This window comes from Dethiosulfovibrio peptidovorans, assembly GCA_002748665.1.
Taxonomy (GTDB): Bacteria; Synergistota; Synergistia; order Synergistales; family Dethiosulfovibrionaceae; genus Dethiosulfovibrio; species Dethiosulfovibrio peptidovorans_A.
This window is the reverse complement of the sequence record PDTB01000021.1, coordinates 140,913-158,355: the sequence shown is the minus strand read 5'-3', so window position 1 is coordinate 158,355 and position 17,443 is coordinate 140,913. Positions and strand designations below refer to the sequence as shown.

Annotated in this window: 12 protein-coding genes and 1 tRNA gene; 3 read left to right on the top strand and 10 right to left on the bottom strand. The window is 54.2% G+C overall.

The features are described from left to right. The 8 genes from CSA35_06215 to CSA35_06180 form a co-directional block, all read right to left on the bottom strand. A partial coding sequence (locus CSA35_06215; protein PIE54532.1) for a hypothetical protein occupies window positions 1–97 on the bottom strand: 97 nt, incomplete at its 3' end. 26 nt (window positions 98–123) lie between these two features. Further along, window positions 124–2,190: an elongation factor G gene (fusA, locus tag CSA35_06210; GenBank protein ID PIE54531.1), complete on the bottom strand. Its 2,067-nt coding sequence runs from the start codon at window positions 2,188–2,190 to the stop codon at window positions 124–126. A 49-nt stretch (window positions 2,191–2,239) separates the two neighbouring features. Beyond that, window positions 2,240–2,710: a 30S ribosomal protein S7 gene (locus tag CSA35_06205; protein ID PIE54530.1), complete on the bottom strand. Its 471-nt coding sequence runs from the start codon at window positions 2,708–2,710 to the stop codon at window positions 2,240–2,242. Between the two features lie 19 nt (window positions 2,711–2,729). Next, complete coding sequence (locus CSA35_06200; GenBank protein PIE54529.1) at window positions 2,730–3,104, bottom strand: 30S ribosomal protein S12; 375 nt, start codon at window positions 3,102–3,104, stop codon at window positions 2,730–2,732. A gap of 34 nt (window positions 3,105–3,138) precedes the next feature. Next, the gene (locus CSA35_06195) at window positions 3,139–3,414 is read right to left on the bottom strand and encodes a 50S ribosomal protein L7ae (GenBank protein PIE54528.1); all 276 of its coding nucleotides are present in this window, start codon (window positions 3,412–3,414) and stop codon (window positions 3,139–3,141) included. A 91-nt stretch (window positions 3,415–3,505) separates the two neighbouring features. Further along, a complete protein-coding gene (rpoC, locus tag CSA35_06190; protein ID PIE54527.1) occupies window positions 3,506–8,488 on the bottom strand; it encodes a DNA-directed RNA polymerase subunit beta' in 4,983 nt (1,660 codons plus the stop codon). Between the two features lie 2 nt (window positions 8,489–8,490). Continuing rightward, entirely contained in the window at window positions 8,491–12,153 is a 3,663-nt protein-coding gene (rpoB, locus tag CSA35_06185) for a DNA-directed RNA polymerase subunit beta (GenBank protein PIE54526.1), read from the bottom strand. Window positions 12,154–12,336: 183 nt separating this feature from the next. Further along, a tRNA-Leu gene (locus CSA35_06180) sits at window positions 12,337–12,424 on the bottom strand. 185 nt (window positions 12,425–12,609) lie between these two features. On the opposite strand from CSA35_06180, the gene CSA35_06175 reads away from it, so the two are divergent. Then, complete coding sequence (locus CSA35_06175) at window positions 12,610–13,131, top strand: ATP:cob(I)alamin adenosyltransferase (GenBank protein ID PIE54525.1); 522 nt, start codon at window positions 12,610–12,612, stop codon at window positions 13,129–13,131. 318 nt (window positions 13,132–13,449) lie between these two features. Then, window positions 13,450–14,139 (top strand): GntR family transcriptional regulator, encoded by a 690-nt coding sequence (locus CSA35_06170; GenBank protein PIE54524.1) that lies wholly within the window; start codon window positions 13,450–13,452, stop codon window positions 14,137–14,139. Here the strand turns inward: CSA35_06170 and CSA35_06165 are convergent. Together CSA35_06165 and CSA35_06160 are read right to left on the bottom strand one after the other, a co-directional pair. Further along, window positions 14,127–15,395, bottom strand: a complete 1,269-nt coding sequence (locus tag CSA35_06165) for an AAA family ATPase (GenBank protein ID PIE54523.1) — start codon at window positions 15,393–15,395, stop codon at window positions 14,127–14,129. The two genes, CSA35_06170 and CSA35_06165, sit on opposite strands and share 13 nt — an antisense overlap. After that, window positions 15,392–16,366 carry a phosphoglycolate phosphatase gene (locus CSA35_06160; GenBank protein PIE54522.1) on the bottom strand — a complete coding sequence of 325 codons (975 nt, stop codon included), beginning with the start codon at window positions 16,364–16,366 and terminating at the stop codon, window positions 15,392–15,394. Before CSA35_06160 ends, CSA35_06165 begins: the two co-directional genes overlap by 4 nt. 488 nt (window positions 16,367–16,854) lie before the next feature. On the opposite strand from CSA35_06160, the gene CSA35_06155 reads away from it, so the two are divergent. Further along, entirely contained in the window at window positions 16,855–17,427 is a 573-nt protein-coding gene (locus CSA35_06155; GenBank protein ID PIE54541.1) for a hypothetical protein, read from the top strand. Window positions 17,428–17,443 lie beyond the last annotated feature (16 nt).

The following is a 17,443-nucleotide window of genomic DNA, read 5'->3' as shown; positions in this document are numbered from 1 at the left end:
ATATCGCCGCCGTCAGCGTCGTCTTGCCGTGGTCAATGTGACCTATCGTACCAATGTTCAGGTGCGGCTTTGTCCTCTCAAACTTCTCTTTTGCCATGGATATTCCCTCCTACGTCAGAAACGTTATTTTTTGAGGATGTCCTCGGCGACACCCGCCGGGACGGCCTCATAATGATCGAACTGCATGGTATAGGTCGCCCGGCCAGAGGTCTTGCTCCGAACATCCGTGGCGTACCCAAACATCTCGCCCAGGGGCACAAAGGCCTTGATAGCCCTGGCATTCCCACGAACATCCATACCCTCGACCCGTCCCCGGCGAGAGGACAGATCGCCCATGACATCGCCTACGTACTCCTCAGGCGTGACCACCTCGACGAACATGACAGGCTCCATGAGAGCAGGACCGGCTTTGCGCATCGCTTCCTTGAAGGCCATAGAAGCTGCAATTTTGAAGGCCATTTCCGAGCTGTCCACGTCATGATAACTACCGTAAACCAGCTCAATCTTGACACCGATCACGGGGAAGCCTCCCAAGATGCCGTTGGTAATGGCCTCATCCAACCCCTTCTGCACGGCGGGGATGTACTCCCTGGGGATAACCCCACCGACGATCTTGTCCTCGAACACAAAACCCTTGCCCTCCTCAAGAGGCTCCATGTTGATGACGACATCGCCGTACTGCCCCCGACCACCGCTCTGGCGGACAAATTTCCCCTGAACCTCAGTAACAGCCTTGGTAATAGCCTCTCTGTAAGAGACTTGGGGACGACCGACGTTGACGCCGACTTTGAACTCCCTCTTAAGCCGATCGACAATGATGTCGAGATGAAGCTCTCCCATCCCTGAGATAACAGTCTGCCCAGTCTCCTCATCGTTTCTGACCACGAACGTGGGATCCTCCTCAGCCAGAGCGATAAGCCCCTTCGAGAGCTTGTCCTTATCGCTCTGAGTCATAGGTTCCACGGCCAAGGAGATAACAGGTTCGGGGAATTCGAGAGTCTCCAGAACTACGGGGTACTTCTCGTCACAAAGGGTGTCGCCAGTCCTGGTGGCCTTGAGACCTGGCAAAGCGATAATCATTCCTGCGCCTGCCTCGTCGATATCGGTTCTCTTGTTGGCATGCATCTGTAGAATTCGACCGATACGCTCCTTCTTTCGGCTTGAGGGATTATACAGAGTCATGCCTGATTTAATGGTCCCAGAGTAAATTCGACAGAAGGTCAATTTCCCCACGAAAGGATCGACAGCGACCTTAAAGGCCAAGGCCGACACAGGCGCTACGGCATCAGCCGCCCTGCTAACCTCAGCCCCATCGTCAGGGTTCTCGCCCAACACAGCCGGCAAATCCAGAGGGCTGGGAAGATAGGAGACCACAGCGTCGAGAAGAGGCTGAACCCCTTTGTTCTTAAAGGCAGTGCCGCACATCGCTGGCACGATCTCAAGAGCAATGGTACTCTTTCGGATCGCAGCACGGATCATATCGCTGGATACGGGTTCCCCTTCCAGAAAAAGAGCCATGATGTCCTCGTCAAAATCGGCCAAAGCCTCAATCATAGACTCCCGATACATCCCAGCCTCGTCAACAAGCTCGGACGGGATTTCCTGAACCACGGGCTCGGCCCCCATAACGTCCGAGAAGACAACGGCCTTCATCTCAATGAGATCGACCACACCCTGAAAATTTTCCTCAGCCCCGATAGGAATCTGGAGAGGCACGGCGACAGCACCAAGACGCTCCCTGACCTGGCTTACCACATTGAGAAAATTGGCCCCAACCCGGTCCATCTTGTTGACAAAAGCTATGCGGGGCACACCATACTTGTCGGCCTGACGCCACACAGTTTCGGACTGAGGCTCAACGCCGCCAACAGCACAGAAGACGGAGACGGCCCCATCCAGCACCCGCATGGAGCGCTCCACCTCGACGGTAAAGTCCACGTGCCCGGGCGTATCAATTATATTGATGTTATGACCCTTCCACTGACAGGTGGTAGCGGCGGAAGTGATGGTAATGCCCCTCTCTCGCTCCTGTTCCATCCAGTCCATGGTGGCCGCACCCTCGTGAACCTCACCAATCTTGTAGTTCCGACCGGTGTAGAACAGGATCCGCTCGGTAGTCGTCGTCTTTCCCGCATCAATATGAGCGGCAATACCTATATTCCTAATTTTATTAAGATTTATTTCAGTCATAATCATCACCTAAAACACGTGAATCGACCGACGAGAAGCTCGCCAAGTGCTACCAACGATAATGAGCAAAGGCCCGGTTGGCTTCCGCCATCTTATGGGTATCTTCCCTCTTTTTAATGGAACTCCCCTCGCCCTTGTAGGCATCTATAAACTCCCGGCAGAGGCGTTCGCTCATGGGCATCCCCTTCTTCGCCCGAGAGTAGTTTATGATCCAGCGAATGGCCAGAGCCTGAGCCCTGGCGGGAGCGACCTCCACAGGGACCTGGTAGGTAGCGCCCCCCACGCGTCGGGAACGGACCTCGACCAGAGGCTTGACATTTTCCATAGCCTTGTTGAAGACCTCAAGGGGCTCAACACCCAGCTTCTCTCCAGCCTTATCCAAAGCATCGTAAACGATCCTTTCGGCAACGCTTTTCTTTCCATCGAGCATGACCTTGTTAATAAACTTTGTCATGACGATATTTTCAAACCGGGTGTCCAGCTGGGGCTCCCGTTTTCTCACATGCCCTTTGCGCGGCATGGCATTCCCTCCTTACGATTTACGACTTAGGGCGACGGGCCCCGTATTTAGAGCGACTCCTACGACGCCCCTCAACACCGCCACAGTCAAGAGTACCCCGGACGATGTGATAGCGAACACCGGGGAGGTCCTTAACACGACCGCCTCGAACAAGAACCACCGAGTGCTCCTGTAGATTATGCCCCACCCCGGGAATATACGAGGTGACCTCAATTCCATTGGTCAACCGAACACGAGCGACCTTTCGAAGCGCCGAGTTGGGTTTTTTGGGCGTGACAGTATACACACGGGTACACACCCCTCTTCGTGCCGGACAGTTCTGCAACGCGGGAGAGTCGGATTTCTTGGCTTTTTCAGTCCGCCCCTTCCGAACGAGCTGGTTGATCGTTGGCACTGCATTCCCTCCTTCCAGATATTCTGTATCTTCGTTAACAGCGATCTTCTCGCTGTACAGCAGCTGTAGCCGCACTGCGGGAAATAGCACAGGCCCGACCAAGATGGGCCTTGGAGTATCCGCGCTCGACGGGGACGCCCCGCTCTTCGGCGAGACGGAGGATCTCCGAGATGATCTGGGAATCGGCATCATCTGCGAGGAAGACTTTCTGAACCCCCTCTCGCAACAACGCCCGTCGGACCTGGTTCAATCCGACGATTCGCCGTCCCGATGCAAGTTCTCCCACAGGCATGACACACCCCCCGAGCATAGACACCGGGTAATGATATCAACGCCCCAGAGCAATGTCAAGAAACCAGCTTCAGGACGAATCGATAGCGTTTTGAAAAAATATACGCAGGCTAGCATCTTTTTTCGGTGACCGAAAGTTTCTGAAAATCCTCAACACCAGTCCCTGCCGGGATAAGGTGACCAATAATAACGTTCTCTTTAAGCCCCACCAAGCTGTCGAGCTGACATCGGACAGCAGCGCCGGCCAATACTTGGGCAGTCTGCTGGAACGAGGCTGCGCTCAAAAAACTCTCCGTCGCCAATGCGGCCTTGGTGATTCCATGGATGAATTTTCGGCATTCTGGGCTCTGGCGAAGCTTTCGAACGAAGGCCACCCTAGAGATGAGATGACGGAGGTCGCTCGGGCAAGAAGACGGCCGAAGAACGAGCTCCTCTGGATCGGCATGAACTAAGACCTCCACCAGCTCCTGATTGACTTCCTGACCGGCCTCGGCCACAACATCTCCATCAAATTCGACGGAATCCAATAGGATTTTCCCGTAACACCGATCAGCGATAACTTCTTTTAAGACACCCTCTCGAGAGACGATCTCCTCCCCTATGGAGATGGCGGTGAGCCCTCCCTCTATAAGGCCCCGAACCACGCTTCCGTCCACAAGTTGAGGCTTGTTCGTCACGGCGTTACCTTGGTCATCGATAGCCTGTTTCAACGGCTTACCCCATATTCTTGACAGAAGCCGTTCCTGCATGGCGTCAGCCAGAGACACTCGCTCCACACCCCGCCATACTTTCACAACAGCGATCTCGTGAGTCCGGAGAAGAACAGCGATATCCTCAGTCACTCGATGGTCTCTCTCGACGAGGACCGTATCGTCCACAACCACATCCTCGGCCAGATACGCCGCATCTACGAGTTTCTCCACTGCCTCAACATCTCGGACATAAATCGGACGAGGAGCGCTGGAGGTAATAACTGATAGCTGCCCCAGAGTCAGAGGCTGAGCAACCTCCACCACCTTGCCTCCCTCTCCGTCGAAAGGTTCGATGAGCTCGAATCCCTTGAGCTCTTTCCTGAACGAGGCCTCCCCAACGATGATCTTCAGGAGTCCCTCTTCATCGGTAATCAGAATCTCACTCGCCGACGCTCCAGGCGCCAGAATGGATCGGAGAAGAGGTTCATCCAGAGGCTGCCCCTTATATTTACTGCTATCGAGCTTAGATGAACCCACTACAGAATCGAAGAGAGAACCTGAGAAAGTGGCGACGGCCTCAGCGATGTTCCGCTCATTTTCCGCAGCGATAGCGGCTTCCTCAAGCTCCACATCATCAGCCCAAACCAGGTCTCCTGCGACCAAGGCCGTATCCCCTTCGTCCATGACCCGCACTCTGTTGACCGGGGCTACTTTCCGAAGGATCACCTCGATATGTTTGTTGTTGATGGACACACCCTGAGAGCGATACACCTCCTGAATGCTGTCCACCAGGTATTTTTGAACCTCTTCCTGCCCCATGACCTCCAAAAGTTGCTGAGGATCGACGTATCCTTCCGTGAGCTTCTGGGAGCGAATAACCGCATCGCCCTCTTCCACCAAGAGGTTTTGATTGGCCGGAATTGTATGGATCACCTTTTGTTCGTTTTCGGGGTCGTCAGAAACGATAATGACCTTTCTCTTCCCTTCCATTTCCCGGATCTCCACAACGTTGCCGTCCAAACCAGCAAGAACAGCTACCTTCTTGGGGCGACGGGCCTCAAATAGTTGTTCAATCCGGGGAAGCCCCTGTGTGATATCCTCACCGGTGATCCGAACACCACCGGTGTGGAAGGTTCTCATCGTCAGCTGAGTTCCAGGCTCACCGATGGACTGAGCGGCGACAACCCCTACAGCCTCACCGATGTCCACTAAGGATCGGGTGCTCAGGTCGATACCGTAGCACCTCTGACAAATGCCATGACGGGTCGTACAGGTCATGGGGCTGCGAACCCAGACCTCACGAAAGCCCGCTTGATCTATTTTTCGAGCGGACTCAGGCGTTATAATCTCCCCAGCAAGGACCAAAACCTGTCCACTTGCCGGATCAACTAGGTCATGCAGAGCGGTTCTACCAGCTAGACGCTCCGCTATGGGGATCACTGTCTTGCCATCACTCTCAAGAGGCTGGATCTTGACGCCACGATCAGTCCCACAATCCTTCTCGGTAATGATGACATCCTGAGCCACATCCACCAGCCGTCGCGTTAGATACCCCGACTTAGCCGTTCGAAGGGCCGTGTCAGCCAACCCTTTTCGAGCTCCGTGAGTGGAGATGAAATACTCTAACATGTTCATGCCTTCCCGGAAGTTGGTCGTGATAGGGTAATCGATAATCCGACCGGTCGGGTCGGCCATGAGCCCCCGGATACCAGCCATCTGAGCAAGCTGTCCCCGGCTTCCTCGAGAGCCCGAATCCACCATCATTCGAATGGGATTCTCGCTTCCCATGTGCCTCAGGATAGCGTCGCCGACCTCACCCGCAGCATGGGACCAGAGAGTCTCCTTCTGCAAGAGATATTCGTCCTCGGTGAGAATTCCCATCTCGTACTGATCTCGAATCTGGTCATCTTCCACCAGAGTTTGACGAACCACTTCGCCTTTTTCCTCGGGTATAACCACGTCAGTGACACAGAAACTGATCCCGCTCAGGGTGGCCCAATGGTATCCCAGGACCTTGATGGCATCTAATATTTGAACCATCTCCTGACGAGAGACCCTATCATAGCCGAGATCAAGAAGCTTGCTCAGATCTTTTTTGCCAAGCTGTCCATCCAGGAATCGGAGTGCCTGAGGAAGATGGCTGTTGAACAGCACCCGCCCTGGCGAGGTCTCAAACCATTTGTGATTCTCGTCAATGAAGGAGACTCCCCACTGAGGCTCGGTATCGCCCCAGTTGCCCCACTGGGAATTCCATCGAAGACGAATCTTGGCGTTGACGTGAACGATGCCATGATCCAATGCCACCAAAACGTCGTTAAAGCTGTCGAAGAGCAGCCCTTCACCTGTCATACCTGGCCGAAGGTCGGTAAGATAGTAGATGCCCAAGACCATGTCCTGGGTCGGAGCTACGATAGGCTTACCACTGGCGGGAGAGAGGATGTTGTTTGCCGCAAGCATCAGCATCCGAGCCTCGGCCTGGGCCTCTACCGACAGAGGGACGTGAACCGCCATCTGGTCTCCGTCAAAGTCAGCGTTAAAGGCCGTACAGACCAAAGGATGTAAGCGGATAGCCTTGCCCTCCATAAGCACAGGTTCGAATGCCTGAATCCCAAGACGATGCAAGGTCGGAGCTCGATTAAGCATAACTGGATGATCCCGAATAATATCCTCCAGGATACCCCAGATCTCCTCTCGCCCTCTCTCGATCATGCGTTTGCCGCTTTTGACATTAGGGGCAATATCCATATCCACCAAACGCTGGATAACAAAGGGTTTAAAGAGCTCAAGGGCCATCTGCTTCGGAAGACCACACTGGTAGATCTTCAGGTTGGGGCCGATCGTGATGACCGAACGCCCCGAGTAATCCACGCGTTTGCCCAGGAGGTTCTGACGGAATCGCCCCTTCTTACCCCGAAGCAAATCGGTAAGACTCTTAAGCGGTCGGTTGCCCGCCCCAAGCACTGCCTTACCCATACGACCGTTGTCGATCAGGGCATCCACCGATTCCTGAAGCATTCGCTTCTCATTTCGGACGATGATCTCAGGAGCCCGAAGCTCCTGAAGCTTCTTCAGACGGTTATTCCGATTGATGACTCGACGATACAGGTCATTCAGATCAGAGGTGGCAAAGCGCCCACCATCTAGCTGAACCATGGGGCGAAGATCCGGCGGAATAACGGGCAGGACCTCCAAGACCATAGATTGAGGGGTACAGTAGCCCTTACGAAAGTCCTCTACGACCTGAAGTCGTTTAACCAGCTTACGCCGCTTCTGTCCCGTGGTCTCCGAGAGCTCCTCTCGAAGCTCCTGAGCCAGGTGGTTCATATCCAAGGCATCCAACATCTCACGGACACCCTCAGCACCGATGCCAGCCCTAAAACGCTTGTCGTAATGACGACAAAGGTATTGTTCCCGATCAAGAATGACGTCCCCTTCATTGAAAGGCGACTCGCTGCCGTTGACGACGAGGAAACAAGGATCCTCCACAACGATGGTCTCAAGCTGAGCCGAAAACCTCTCAGGGTAACGCTCCTGGAAAAGAACATATTCGCTAGTAGATATGACGTCTCCCTTGGCAAAGGGGAGCTTGGCTACGGACGTGACCAGAAATCCCTCGTGACTACCGACCTTCGCCCGCGTGACCGTGAAATCAATTTCTGCGGCAAGAAGGTCATCTCGGCGCTGAGCGGAGATAACGTCTCCCTGAGTTAGTGGCCCGTCTTCAGGACAGTCTTCAACCAGAAAAGCCGGCTCAGCGGAGAAGACATCATCACCGTAATCTGCCTTGAAACGACCCATTTGGGATGAGGAAATAACGTCCCCCTCAGACAGAGGGATATCGTCCACCGAGACAACTCGATAGGCTTCCTCTGCCTTGAACTTAGTGTCGTAGTGGTCGTGAAGCCGTACCTCACTCTCGGAGATGACATCGCCCCGCCGGGCCAGATCACTCCGCTTCCCCTCCATAACGACCTTGAAGGCTGGTTCTCTCTTACGGATCGGGGCAAAATAGACGACCTTTTCCAACATCTTTGTGGCAGTCCCCAGCAGGAGGCTGAGTCGACTGGGAATTCCCCGAAGATACCAAATATGGACCACTGGAGCCGCTAACTCAATGTGTCCCATGCGTTCCCTGCGAACGCGGTTGTCAGTTACCTCCACACCACATCTGTCACAGATAACCCCTTTAAACTTAGGGCCACTCTTTTTATACTTGCCGCAGGCACACTCGAAGCTCTTTGTCGGACCGAAAATACGCTCACAGAACAGGCCATCCTTCTCGGGACGAAGAGTGCGGTAGTTGATGGTCTCGGGTTTTTTTACTTCTCCGGCAGACAGGGCTCGAATATCTCCTGGACTGGCGAGACGCACCCTAACCCCGACGATCTCACGGCGAGTCATCGTTAGCGGTCAACTCCTTTCGCCTCATCGGCTTCCTGGTCATTGGTGGGACTATTCTCGCTCCCCGATTTTTTACCGTCACCAAAAATCATGGCCTCCATCTCTAACGACGTAGGAGCGGGAACGGATTCCGGCGAGACGATCCTCGCGTCGCCAGCAAAAGGCATGGACAGGGAAGCCTTTTGGGGCTGTTCCTCGTCATCGTCAGGCAACAAAGGCCCTATCGTCCCGTCGCTGTACTCGATATCGACTCCCAAACCTAAACCCTCAAGCTCCTTAACAAGGACTTTGAAGCTCTCGGGAACTCCAGGACTGGTGAGATTCTGCCCCTTGACAATTTTTTCGTAGGTCTTGAGACGCCCCCGAATGTCGTCGGACTTAACCGTGAGCATTTCCTGAAGAATATGGGCTGCACCATACCCTTGCAGAGCCCAGACCTCCATCTCACCAAAGCGCTGCCCCCCAAACTGAGCTTTACCACCCAATGGCTGTTGGGTGATAAGACTATAGGGTCCGATGGACCGGGCGTGAAGCTTGTCATCTACGAGGTGGTTCAATTTGAGCATGTACATGTACCCTACTGTGGTCTTGTAATCCATGGGCTCCCCCGTCCGACCATCTATGAGCTGCATGGTGCCCCCTGAGGTGAGGGTTGAATAGTCGGGGTTCTCCTTACTCAGTTTATCCAGTAGATCGTAAATTTCCTGCTCCCGAGCTCCCTCGAAGACAGGTGTAGCCACGTGCCAACCGTTGGCCACCGCCACAGTCGCCAGGATGGTCTCAAGCACCTGTCCCAGATTCATCCGGCTCGGCACCCCAAGAGGGTTAAGGCAGACATCCACCGGTGTTCCATCGGGCATGTAGGGCATGTCCTCCACCGGCAATATTCTGGAGACAACCCCCTTGTTCCCGTGTCGCCCGGACATCTTATCCCCCACGGTGATCTTACGTAGCTGAGCCACATAAACCTTGACCACCTCGTTGACTCCGGGACTCAGAGAGTCGCTGTTCTCTTCCTTGTTCAGCTTCTTAACAGCGACAACCTTTCCTCTGGCACCATGAGGGACGTGCAGCGACATGTCCCTCACCTCCCGAGCCTTCTCGCCGAAGATGGCCCGCAGGAGTTTTTCCTCAGGAGACTGGTCAGATTCTCCCTTAGGGGTGACCTTACCCACGAGGATGTCGCCGGCGACAACCTCGGCCCCAACTCGAACAACTCCCCACTCATCAAGATCCTTCAGAGCATCTTCGCCCACGTTGGGGATATCCCTGGTGATCTCCTCAGGACCAAGTTTTGTGTCCCGAGCCTCCATTTCGTACTCCTCAATATGGATCGACGTGAAGTAATCCTCTTTGACAAGACGCTCGCTCAGGAGGATAGCATCTTCGTAGTTATACCCCTCCCACGGGATAAAGGCGATAAGGACATTCCGCCCCAGAGCGAGCTCGCCCTGATCTACCGACTGACCATCGGCCAGGACCTGCCCCACAGAGACCAGATCCCCCTTCGCCACGATCGGACGCTGATGGATGATGGTTCCCTGGTTGGATCTTTTGAATTTCTGGAAGGCAAAGGTTCTATAATCACCAGAGGGGGATTTTATCTCGACCTTATCAGCGTCTACGTAAGAGACATGACCAGCCACAGGGGAGATCACACAGGACCCCGAGTCTTTGGCGATACGAGCCTCCATACCGGTCCCTACACGCGGAGCCGCCGGCAGCAGAAGGGGCACAGCCTGACGCTGCATATTGGAGCCCATGAGAGCTCGGTTCGCATCGTCATGCTCCAGAAAAGGGATCAGAGCTGTAGAGGCCGAGACGATTTGTTTCGGGGAGATGTCCAGATAATCTACCCTCTCGGGGGGAACCTCCACAATTTTCCCCCTGTATCGAGCGTAGCAAAGCTCCTCCGAAAGACGACCGGTTTTCTCATCGTAAGGCGTGTTGGCCCGCCCCACGTAGACCTCATCCTCATCGTCTGCCGCCAGATAGACGACATCACCAGGATCCATAGATACGACGCCATCATGGACCGGACGCCGTGGTGTGACCAAAAATCCGTAGTCATTGACCTTAGAATACGTAGACAGAGAGGTTACAAGACCGATATTAGGCCCCTCTGGAGTCTCTATGGGACAGATACGCCCGTAGTGGGTGTAGTGAACGTCTCGAGCCTCGAATCCAGCTCGCTCTCGACTGAGTCCACCGGGCCCCAAGGCCGAAAGACGACGGCGGTGAGTGAGCTCCGACAGGGGGTTGTTCTGATCCATATACTGAGAGAGCTGCCCTGATCCGAAAAACTCCCTGAGAGCCGCTGAGATAGGACGAACGTTGATCAGATCCCGCGCCATGGCCTTGGTCAGATCGGGAATGGTCGTCATTCGCTCCTTGGCGATCCGCTCCATGCGAAGCAGACCAATACGAACCTGGTTCTGGAGAAGCTCTCCCACGGAACGAACCCGACGATTGCCCAGATGATCGATATCGTCAGGGTATTCCTCATGCAGGTCAGCGAAGGAACGCTCATCTCGCTGCTCCTCCGTATCCCGTAGAACGACGACTCCCTTGACGATCCGAACCAGGTCCTCGACTGTCAGAAGCCTATGGGATATGGGGATGTCCAAACGGAGCCGTCTGTTCAGCTTGTAGCGACCGACGCGCCCCAGGGTATAGCGCCGAACGTCAAAAAACAAGCCCTCAAAATATTCCCTGGCGTTTTCAATGCGAGCGGGCTCGTTGGGACGAAGACGTCTGAATATCTCCAACATCGCTTCCTCGGGAGTATTGGTGACATCCTTTTCCAAAGTAGCCGCAAAGACGGGGCTCACATCCCAGACATTGATCCGGGTCCTGCCCATCTGCCATAATTGTTCCAGATGCTCTCGATTCAGGCGCTCCTCTCGGCGAATGACCTCGACACCGCTTTCGTTCACGATGGTCTCGGCTAAAAGACGGCCAAGGACTTCATCTTCAACCAGGTCGACCTCCGTGATCTCGCCACCGAAAATGCGGAGGAGCTCCTCGTTGGAGGAAACACCAAAAGCTTTTAGAAGCAAGGTCCCCGGGAGCTTTTTTTTGTTGTCGATGTTGACATAGAGGGCATCGCCACTGCCCATTGCGAACTCAAGCCATGCCCCCCGTTCAGGGATAATCTTGGCCGTGAAAGTCTCAGCGACAGGAGCTGAATAATCCACCTTAAAATACACGCCAGCCGACCGAGCCAGCTGGTTGACCACGACTCGTTCGGTACCATTTATGATGAAGGTTCCCCGCTCGGTCATCATGGGAAAATCACCGAGGTATATCTCTTCTTCCTTAATCTCCATTGTTTTTCTGCTGATAAGGCGGATCGTCGCCCTGACGGGACGATGCCAGGTACAGTCTTTCTGCTGAGCCTCATCCTGAGTCGTTGTCGAATCATCCAAAAAGTACCGAACAAATTCCAGCGCAAAGGAACCATCATAGTTTTCGATGGGGAATATCTCCTCAAGAAGTTCCTGAAGCCCAAAGTTGCCTCGGTTATCAGGATCCTGCTCTTCCTGGAAGAAGTTTCGATATGAATCTCGCTGCACCTCAACCATGTCGGGAATCTCCACCAGATCCCGGGCACGACCAAAGGTGAGTCGGCTGCGCTTTTTGCCTACGGGTACGAATTCGGCCATCAGGCTGACAACCTCCCTGTGTCTCAAAGATGAGGAGAAAAATTTCTATACTGACGAACAGTAAACATAACAAAAAGGTCGTACCGTGTCAACGATCACGATGCGACCAAAAACAAAAGACCTTTTGTCACGGATTAGTCCGTCACAAAGGCCACCCACGCATGCCAATAACAATTACAACTCTGGTGCCCGGGAGGAGACTCGAACTCCTACAGGCAGTATGCCCACTAGAACCTGAATCTAGCGCGTCTACCAATTCCGCCACCCGGGCTCAATCGAGAACGAGACGTATTCTATCAGTACACACGGTCCTTGACAAGAGTTTTCGCCTGAAAAACATTCGAAAAAAGCGATAAAATACCAACATACGCTTCTTTACTCAGACTGCGTTCAAGTAGAGAACGTTTTTGTTGCAAAAGAAAGTCGAGGAGCACGAACAAAAAAGGAGGATACGCCATGCAAAATCTCACAATCACCACCAAAGGTGGCGACAAGGGGAACACCAGCCTCTGCTCCGGCAAGCGAGTCCCAAAGGATGATCCCAGGGTCGAGGCCTATGGAATCGTGGATGAATGCCAAGCCACCATTGGCCTTGCTCGGTCCATATGCGATTTTGAACCAGTGAACGAACACCTGAGACAGCTGGAGGATGACCTGTACGTTCTCATGGGATATCTGGCGCTCTGTGATGGACTGGAGCCACCAAAACTTGACCGGCTGGAGGAGATGATCCGTCAGGTGTCATCCATGTTCACTGATACGGACTTTCAGTTTATACGCCCGGGCGAATGCCAAGTTTGCGCAGCTCTCCATTTGGCTCGAACTGTAGCCCGACGGGCAGAACGTCAGGTTGTTTCACTCTTTCGGGCAGGGGCAATTCCCCCAGAGGTCTTCTCCTATGTCAACAGATTGTCCGACGGACTATATGCTCTGATCCTCTGGTACCAAAAAGAGAAAACCCCTTCCAAAGAGAGATAAAGCTTTCGGGTACCTCTACATCCGAGTCTCCCAGCCTCAGGTCATTCCGCCAGAGCCCTGTCTCACCCAAAAGCAACTTTGACCTGCCCGCTCCGCACCGTCGCCCCGAAGGGCACAGGAGGTGCCCTCCCGGCCTGGGACTATGTCCACCTCGCCCCAGTCGATACTTCACGACGGCAGGTCAAAAACACGAAACCTCGAATGGGCCTCGTCGAAACGACCTGATGCGAGTTTCCGAGTTTTTAGAGGCCCCCTTTTCTCTTTCTCATAGTTTTTTGTATAATGAACGCTGCACCTGATTTTTTGGGAGGAGTGTTCATGACCAGGAAAAACCCCCTGATGCCGGCAAAAAGCGTCGATCTGAGGCAAATCGTTTACGAAAAGATAAAAGAGGCTATCGTTCAAGGGATTATTAAACCAGGAGCGAAACTCTCGGAGGTCGATCTGGCGAACAAGATGGCCGTCTCCCGAACTCCGGTCCGAGAGGCTATTCGCCAGCTGGCAAAGACGGGGCTCGTCTCACTGACACCACGAAAAGGGGCCTTCGTCACGGTTCCAACCCTGGAGGACGCCGCAGCACTGTACGAGCTTCGAGCGACTCTGGAGCTGTTTGCGGTCACGCTGGTGGCTCAATCACCACCGGAAGAGGAACTCCGAAAGTTCCGCGCCACATTCGAGGCCATGGACAACAACAGCGACCCGGATGAATACCTCATCCAGGATAGAGCATTTCACAACCTGCTCTATCGAGCCTCAGGAAATCGTTTCCTCTGTGGAGTCCTGTTGGATATACAGGACATGATTAACCTCTATCGCCCTTATTCCTTGGCAGAGCCCAGCTATCTTAAGGCCCTGTCCGATGGTCATGTGGCTGTCATAAATGCCATATTAGATCGGAATGCAGAAAGGGCCAGGCAGGAAATGAGCGAACATATTGGTCTGACCAAAAGCAGCGTCGAGAATTTTCTGAAAAGCCATCCAGGAGCCATAAAACCTCAGTCTTCCTGAGAGTTCTCCCTAAACCGTCGCCAGTATCGCCGTAAAATCCGACTGATCTTGGTCTCGTATCCCACATCGGAGGGCCGGTAAAACCGACGAGGTTCCTCCAAATAGGCCTGGGGGACCCAGTGCCTTGGGTCGTCGTGGGGATAGACATACCCCGGATTTCCGTTGATCAGATGCGGGGGCACGGCCTGAAGATCGCCTGCATCCACTGCCGCCATAGCGCAGTTCATCGCATCGTACGCTCGATTACTTTTGGGGGCTGCCGCCAAATAGATGGCAGCCTCCGAGAGAATGATCCGAGCCTCAGGCATACCGGTCATCTCGGCGCCATGAGCGGCTGCCGAGGCAATTACCAGCGCCATAGGATCGGCCAACCCAACATCTTCTGCCGCTGAGATAACCATCCGCCTCGCCACAAACCGAATGTCCTCCCCGGCTCTCAGCAATCGAGCAAGCCAATATACCGTGGCGTCAGGATCGGAACCCCTGATGCTCTTGATAAAGGCCGAGATAACTTGATAGTGGTCGTCCCCCTCTCGGTCATGCCGAAGAGAGGACTTGGGAAGCTCCCGACGGGCTCGCTCCACCGTGAGTTTTGATCCACCGGAGACGGAGACAGCTCGGGCCAGATATTCCAATCTGGTTAGAGCCTGACGAGCATCGCCCCCTGTTCCCTGAGCTATAGCCATGAGCACTTCATCGTCCCAAGTAAGCTCGAGTTCCCCTAATCCCCGATCCCGGTCTGCAAGGGCTGCCTGCATTATGTTTACCAAATCAACATTATTCAGAGGGGCCAGGGAAAATACCAGCAGCCGAGAGAGCAGGGTTTTGTTGATCTCGAACCAGGGATTCTCGGTGGTGGCCCCCACCAAAACGACATCGCCCCTCTCCACCGCAGGAAGAAGGGCGTTTTGTTGTCCTTTGTTGAGGTGGTATATCTCGTCAACGAAAGCAATCGCACCACGGCCAGTCATGGCCTTGAACTGAGCCCCACGTTCCACCAGCGCCCTGAGCTGAGAGACATTGGCCGAGACCGCGTTGATCTCCAAAAGATCCCGTTCCGTAACGGAGGCCATGAGACGAACCAGGGCCGTTTTGCCAATCCCAGGAGGACCGTAGAGAATACACGAGGGGACCACGCCCTCCTTGAGCATCGCACGAAGAGAGGCTCCCGGCCCTAAAATGGACAGGTGACCTTGATACTGATCCAAAGAGACCGGCCGCATTCTCTCCGCTAGAGGGATTTCCCAACAGGTCATACGAATCGTGCCTCCATCCCCCGAACGAGATCATTTCCAAAGGACGCCAGAGGAATACCTTTCCCATCCCACGCTTCAACAAAAACCAAAGGGAAACGACGCCTGAGGACCGAGTCCAAAACCTGAAACTGCGGTTGATCCAAATTCGCAGCGTCCAGCCATCCTATAGAGTGCCAAGCAGCCAAGGGGAGGGGCTCCGGCGATGCAGTGAAGCGGCCAACTCCCAGGGCTGCCAACTTCAGAGCCAACGAAAGGCCCTCTGCGGACAGAGGAGAGGGGAGACAAACAGAGAGAGCCCACGAAGCCGATAACCACGAATTCCCCTTCTCCCGAACCACAGCGTGATATTCCCAGGGAATCAAGGGAGCATCTCTCTCCAAACAGGCCGCCAAATCGAGCATCCGATCAAATCGAGCATCCGCCCAATGATCCCACTTAGCTGCGGGATGTTCCACCAAAAGGCCTCTCATACCAGCTCTTCGGGCCCCAAGCAGATCATAGACGAAATCACCCACTACGACACAGCCTGCAGGATCCGCTCCAATAGACCGTGAGGCCATCCAGAGGGCCTCGGGATCAGGCTTGACTGGGCCGCTGTCGCGGTGAAACGTCGCATCAGGAAGAGTAAAACCCATGGATCGTGCAGCAAGCTCCATGGCTTCACGACAATTTCGAGAGACGACCGCCCAGGGAATGGATCGATCCGCCAATATATGGAGAACATCCATGCACCCTCGAACTGCCGTAGCCTGGGCCGCAGCAGCCATCTCCAGATCACGGATATCCTGGCTCAGAGACCGCTGTTTCTCAGGCGCCAGCAGCGGCATCTCAGCCAGAATCTCCACAAAGCGACCGTCGAAGTATTTGGCATATATCTTCGAGAAGTCCAGGTTAGTCCGGGCCAGTACGCCATCCCAATCGAAGATAAAACCCGAGCTTTTCAAGGGATGCCACTGGGGCACTGCTGCCATGCACTCACCGCCCTCCCGCTACAAAAAGGGCGCCGAGCAAGCTCGGCGCCGTTTATTACGTAGCCCCGCAGTGCCGTGTCATGATTGTCTTGACCCGATCCTACCTAAAAAAAGGCTTGCCGAGCCTGAGCGTCAGAAGTAATACAGCCACCTCATCGACCGGTTCGGACTCAGCCTTGTATGGCTCGAGTGTTGGCTCAAGACGTAGGACATGATCACGCACACCGCAGGAGTCCTCATTTCCGGCCGCATTATATCACACAGATGGGAGGCCGTGGTCTTTTTCGACAACAAAGCCTATAATAATTTTACACCCTGAAAAGGGCCAAGACAGGGAAACAGAAAAAAAGGAGGGATACACCGTGAGACAATGGAAAGGACTTTTAGCCATCGTAGCTATCACCTTTGCCCTTTCGGTAACAAGCATAGCCTGGGCTGGAACAAAACCGGAGAGACGTATAGCACAGGCCATAGACGTCATCAAGGCCATGACCCAAGAAGACGACGCGGGAACCATGGGCGAGGTTATGAGCAAGGGAGTGGCCGTAGCCATCTTTCCGTCGGTCATAAAAGCCGGTCTGGTTGTCGGAGGACAGCATGGGGAAGGGCTTCTCCTCCGACGTGACACCAGAACGGGCCAGTGGTACGGACCATCGTTCTATAACGTGACAGGAGGCTCTGTTGGACTTCAAATCGGTGTTCAATCCACCGCACTGGTCTTGGCTGTCACGAATGAGAAGGGACTCAAGGGATTCCGAGGCGACAACTTCACCCTTGGAGCCGACGTAGCCGTAGCGGCGGGGCCTGTAGGTCGACGAACCTCGGCAGCCACCGACATCAACATGAACACCCCTATCTACAGCTATTCCATGAGCAAGGGACTGTTCGCAGGAATCTCCCTGGACGGCGCCTCCATCAACCACGACCCGAGTGCCAATAAATTGTACTGGGGAAGGAAGATCTCACCGGCCGATCTCTTGAATCGCCGAGCCCAATCGAAAAAAATCGCGCCTCTGATCACTCTGTTAAACGACATCATCGCCAAGGGACGTAAAAAATGAATAAAGGACGGACGGT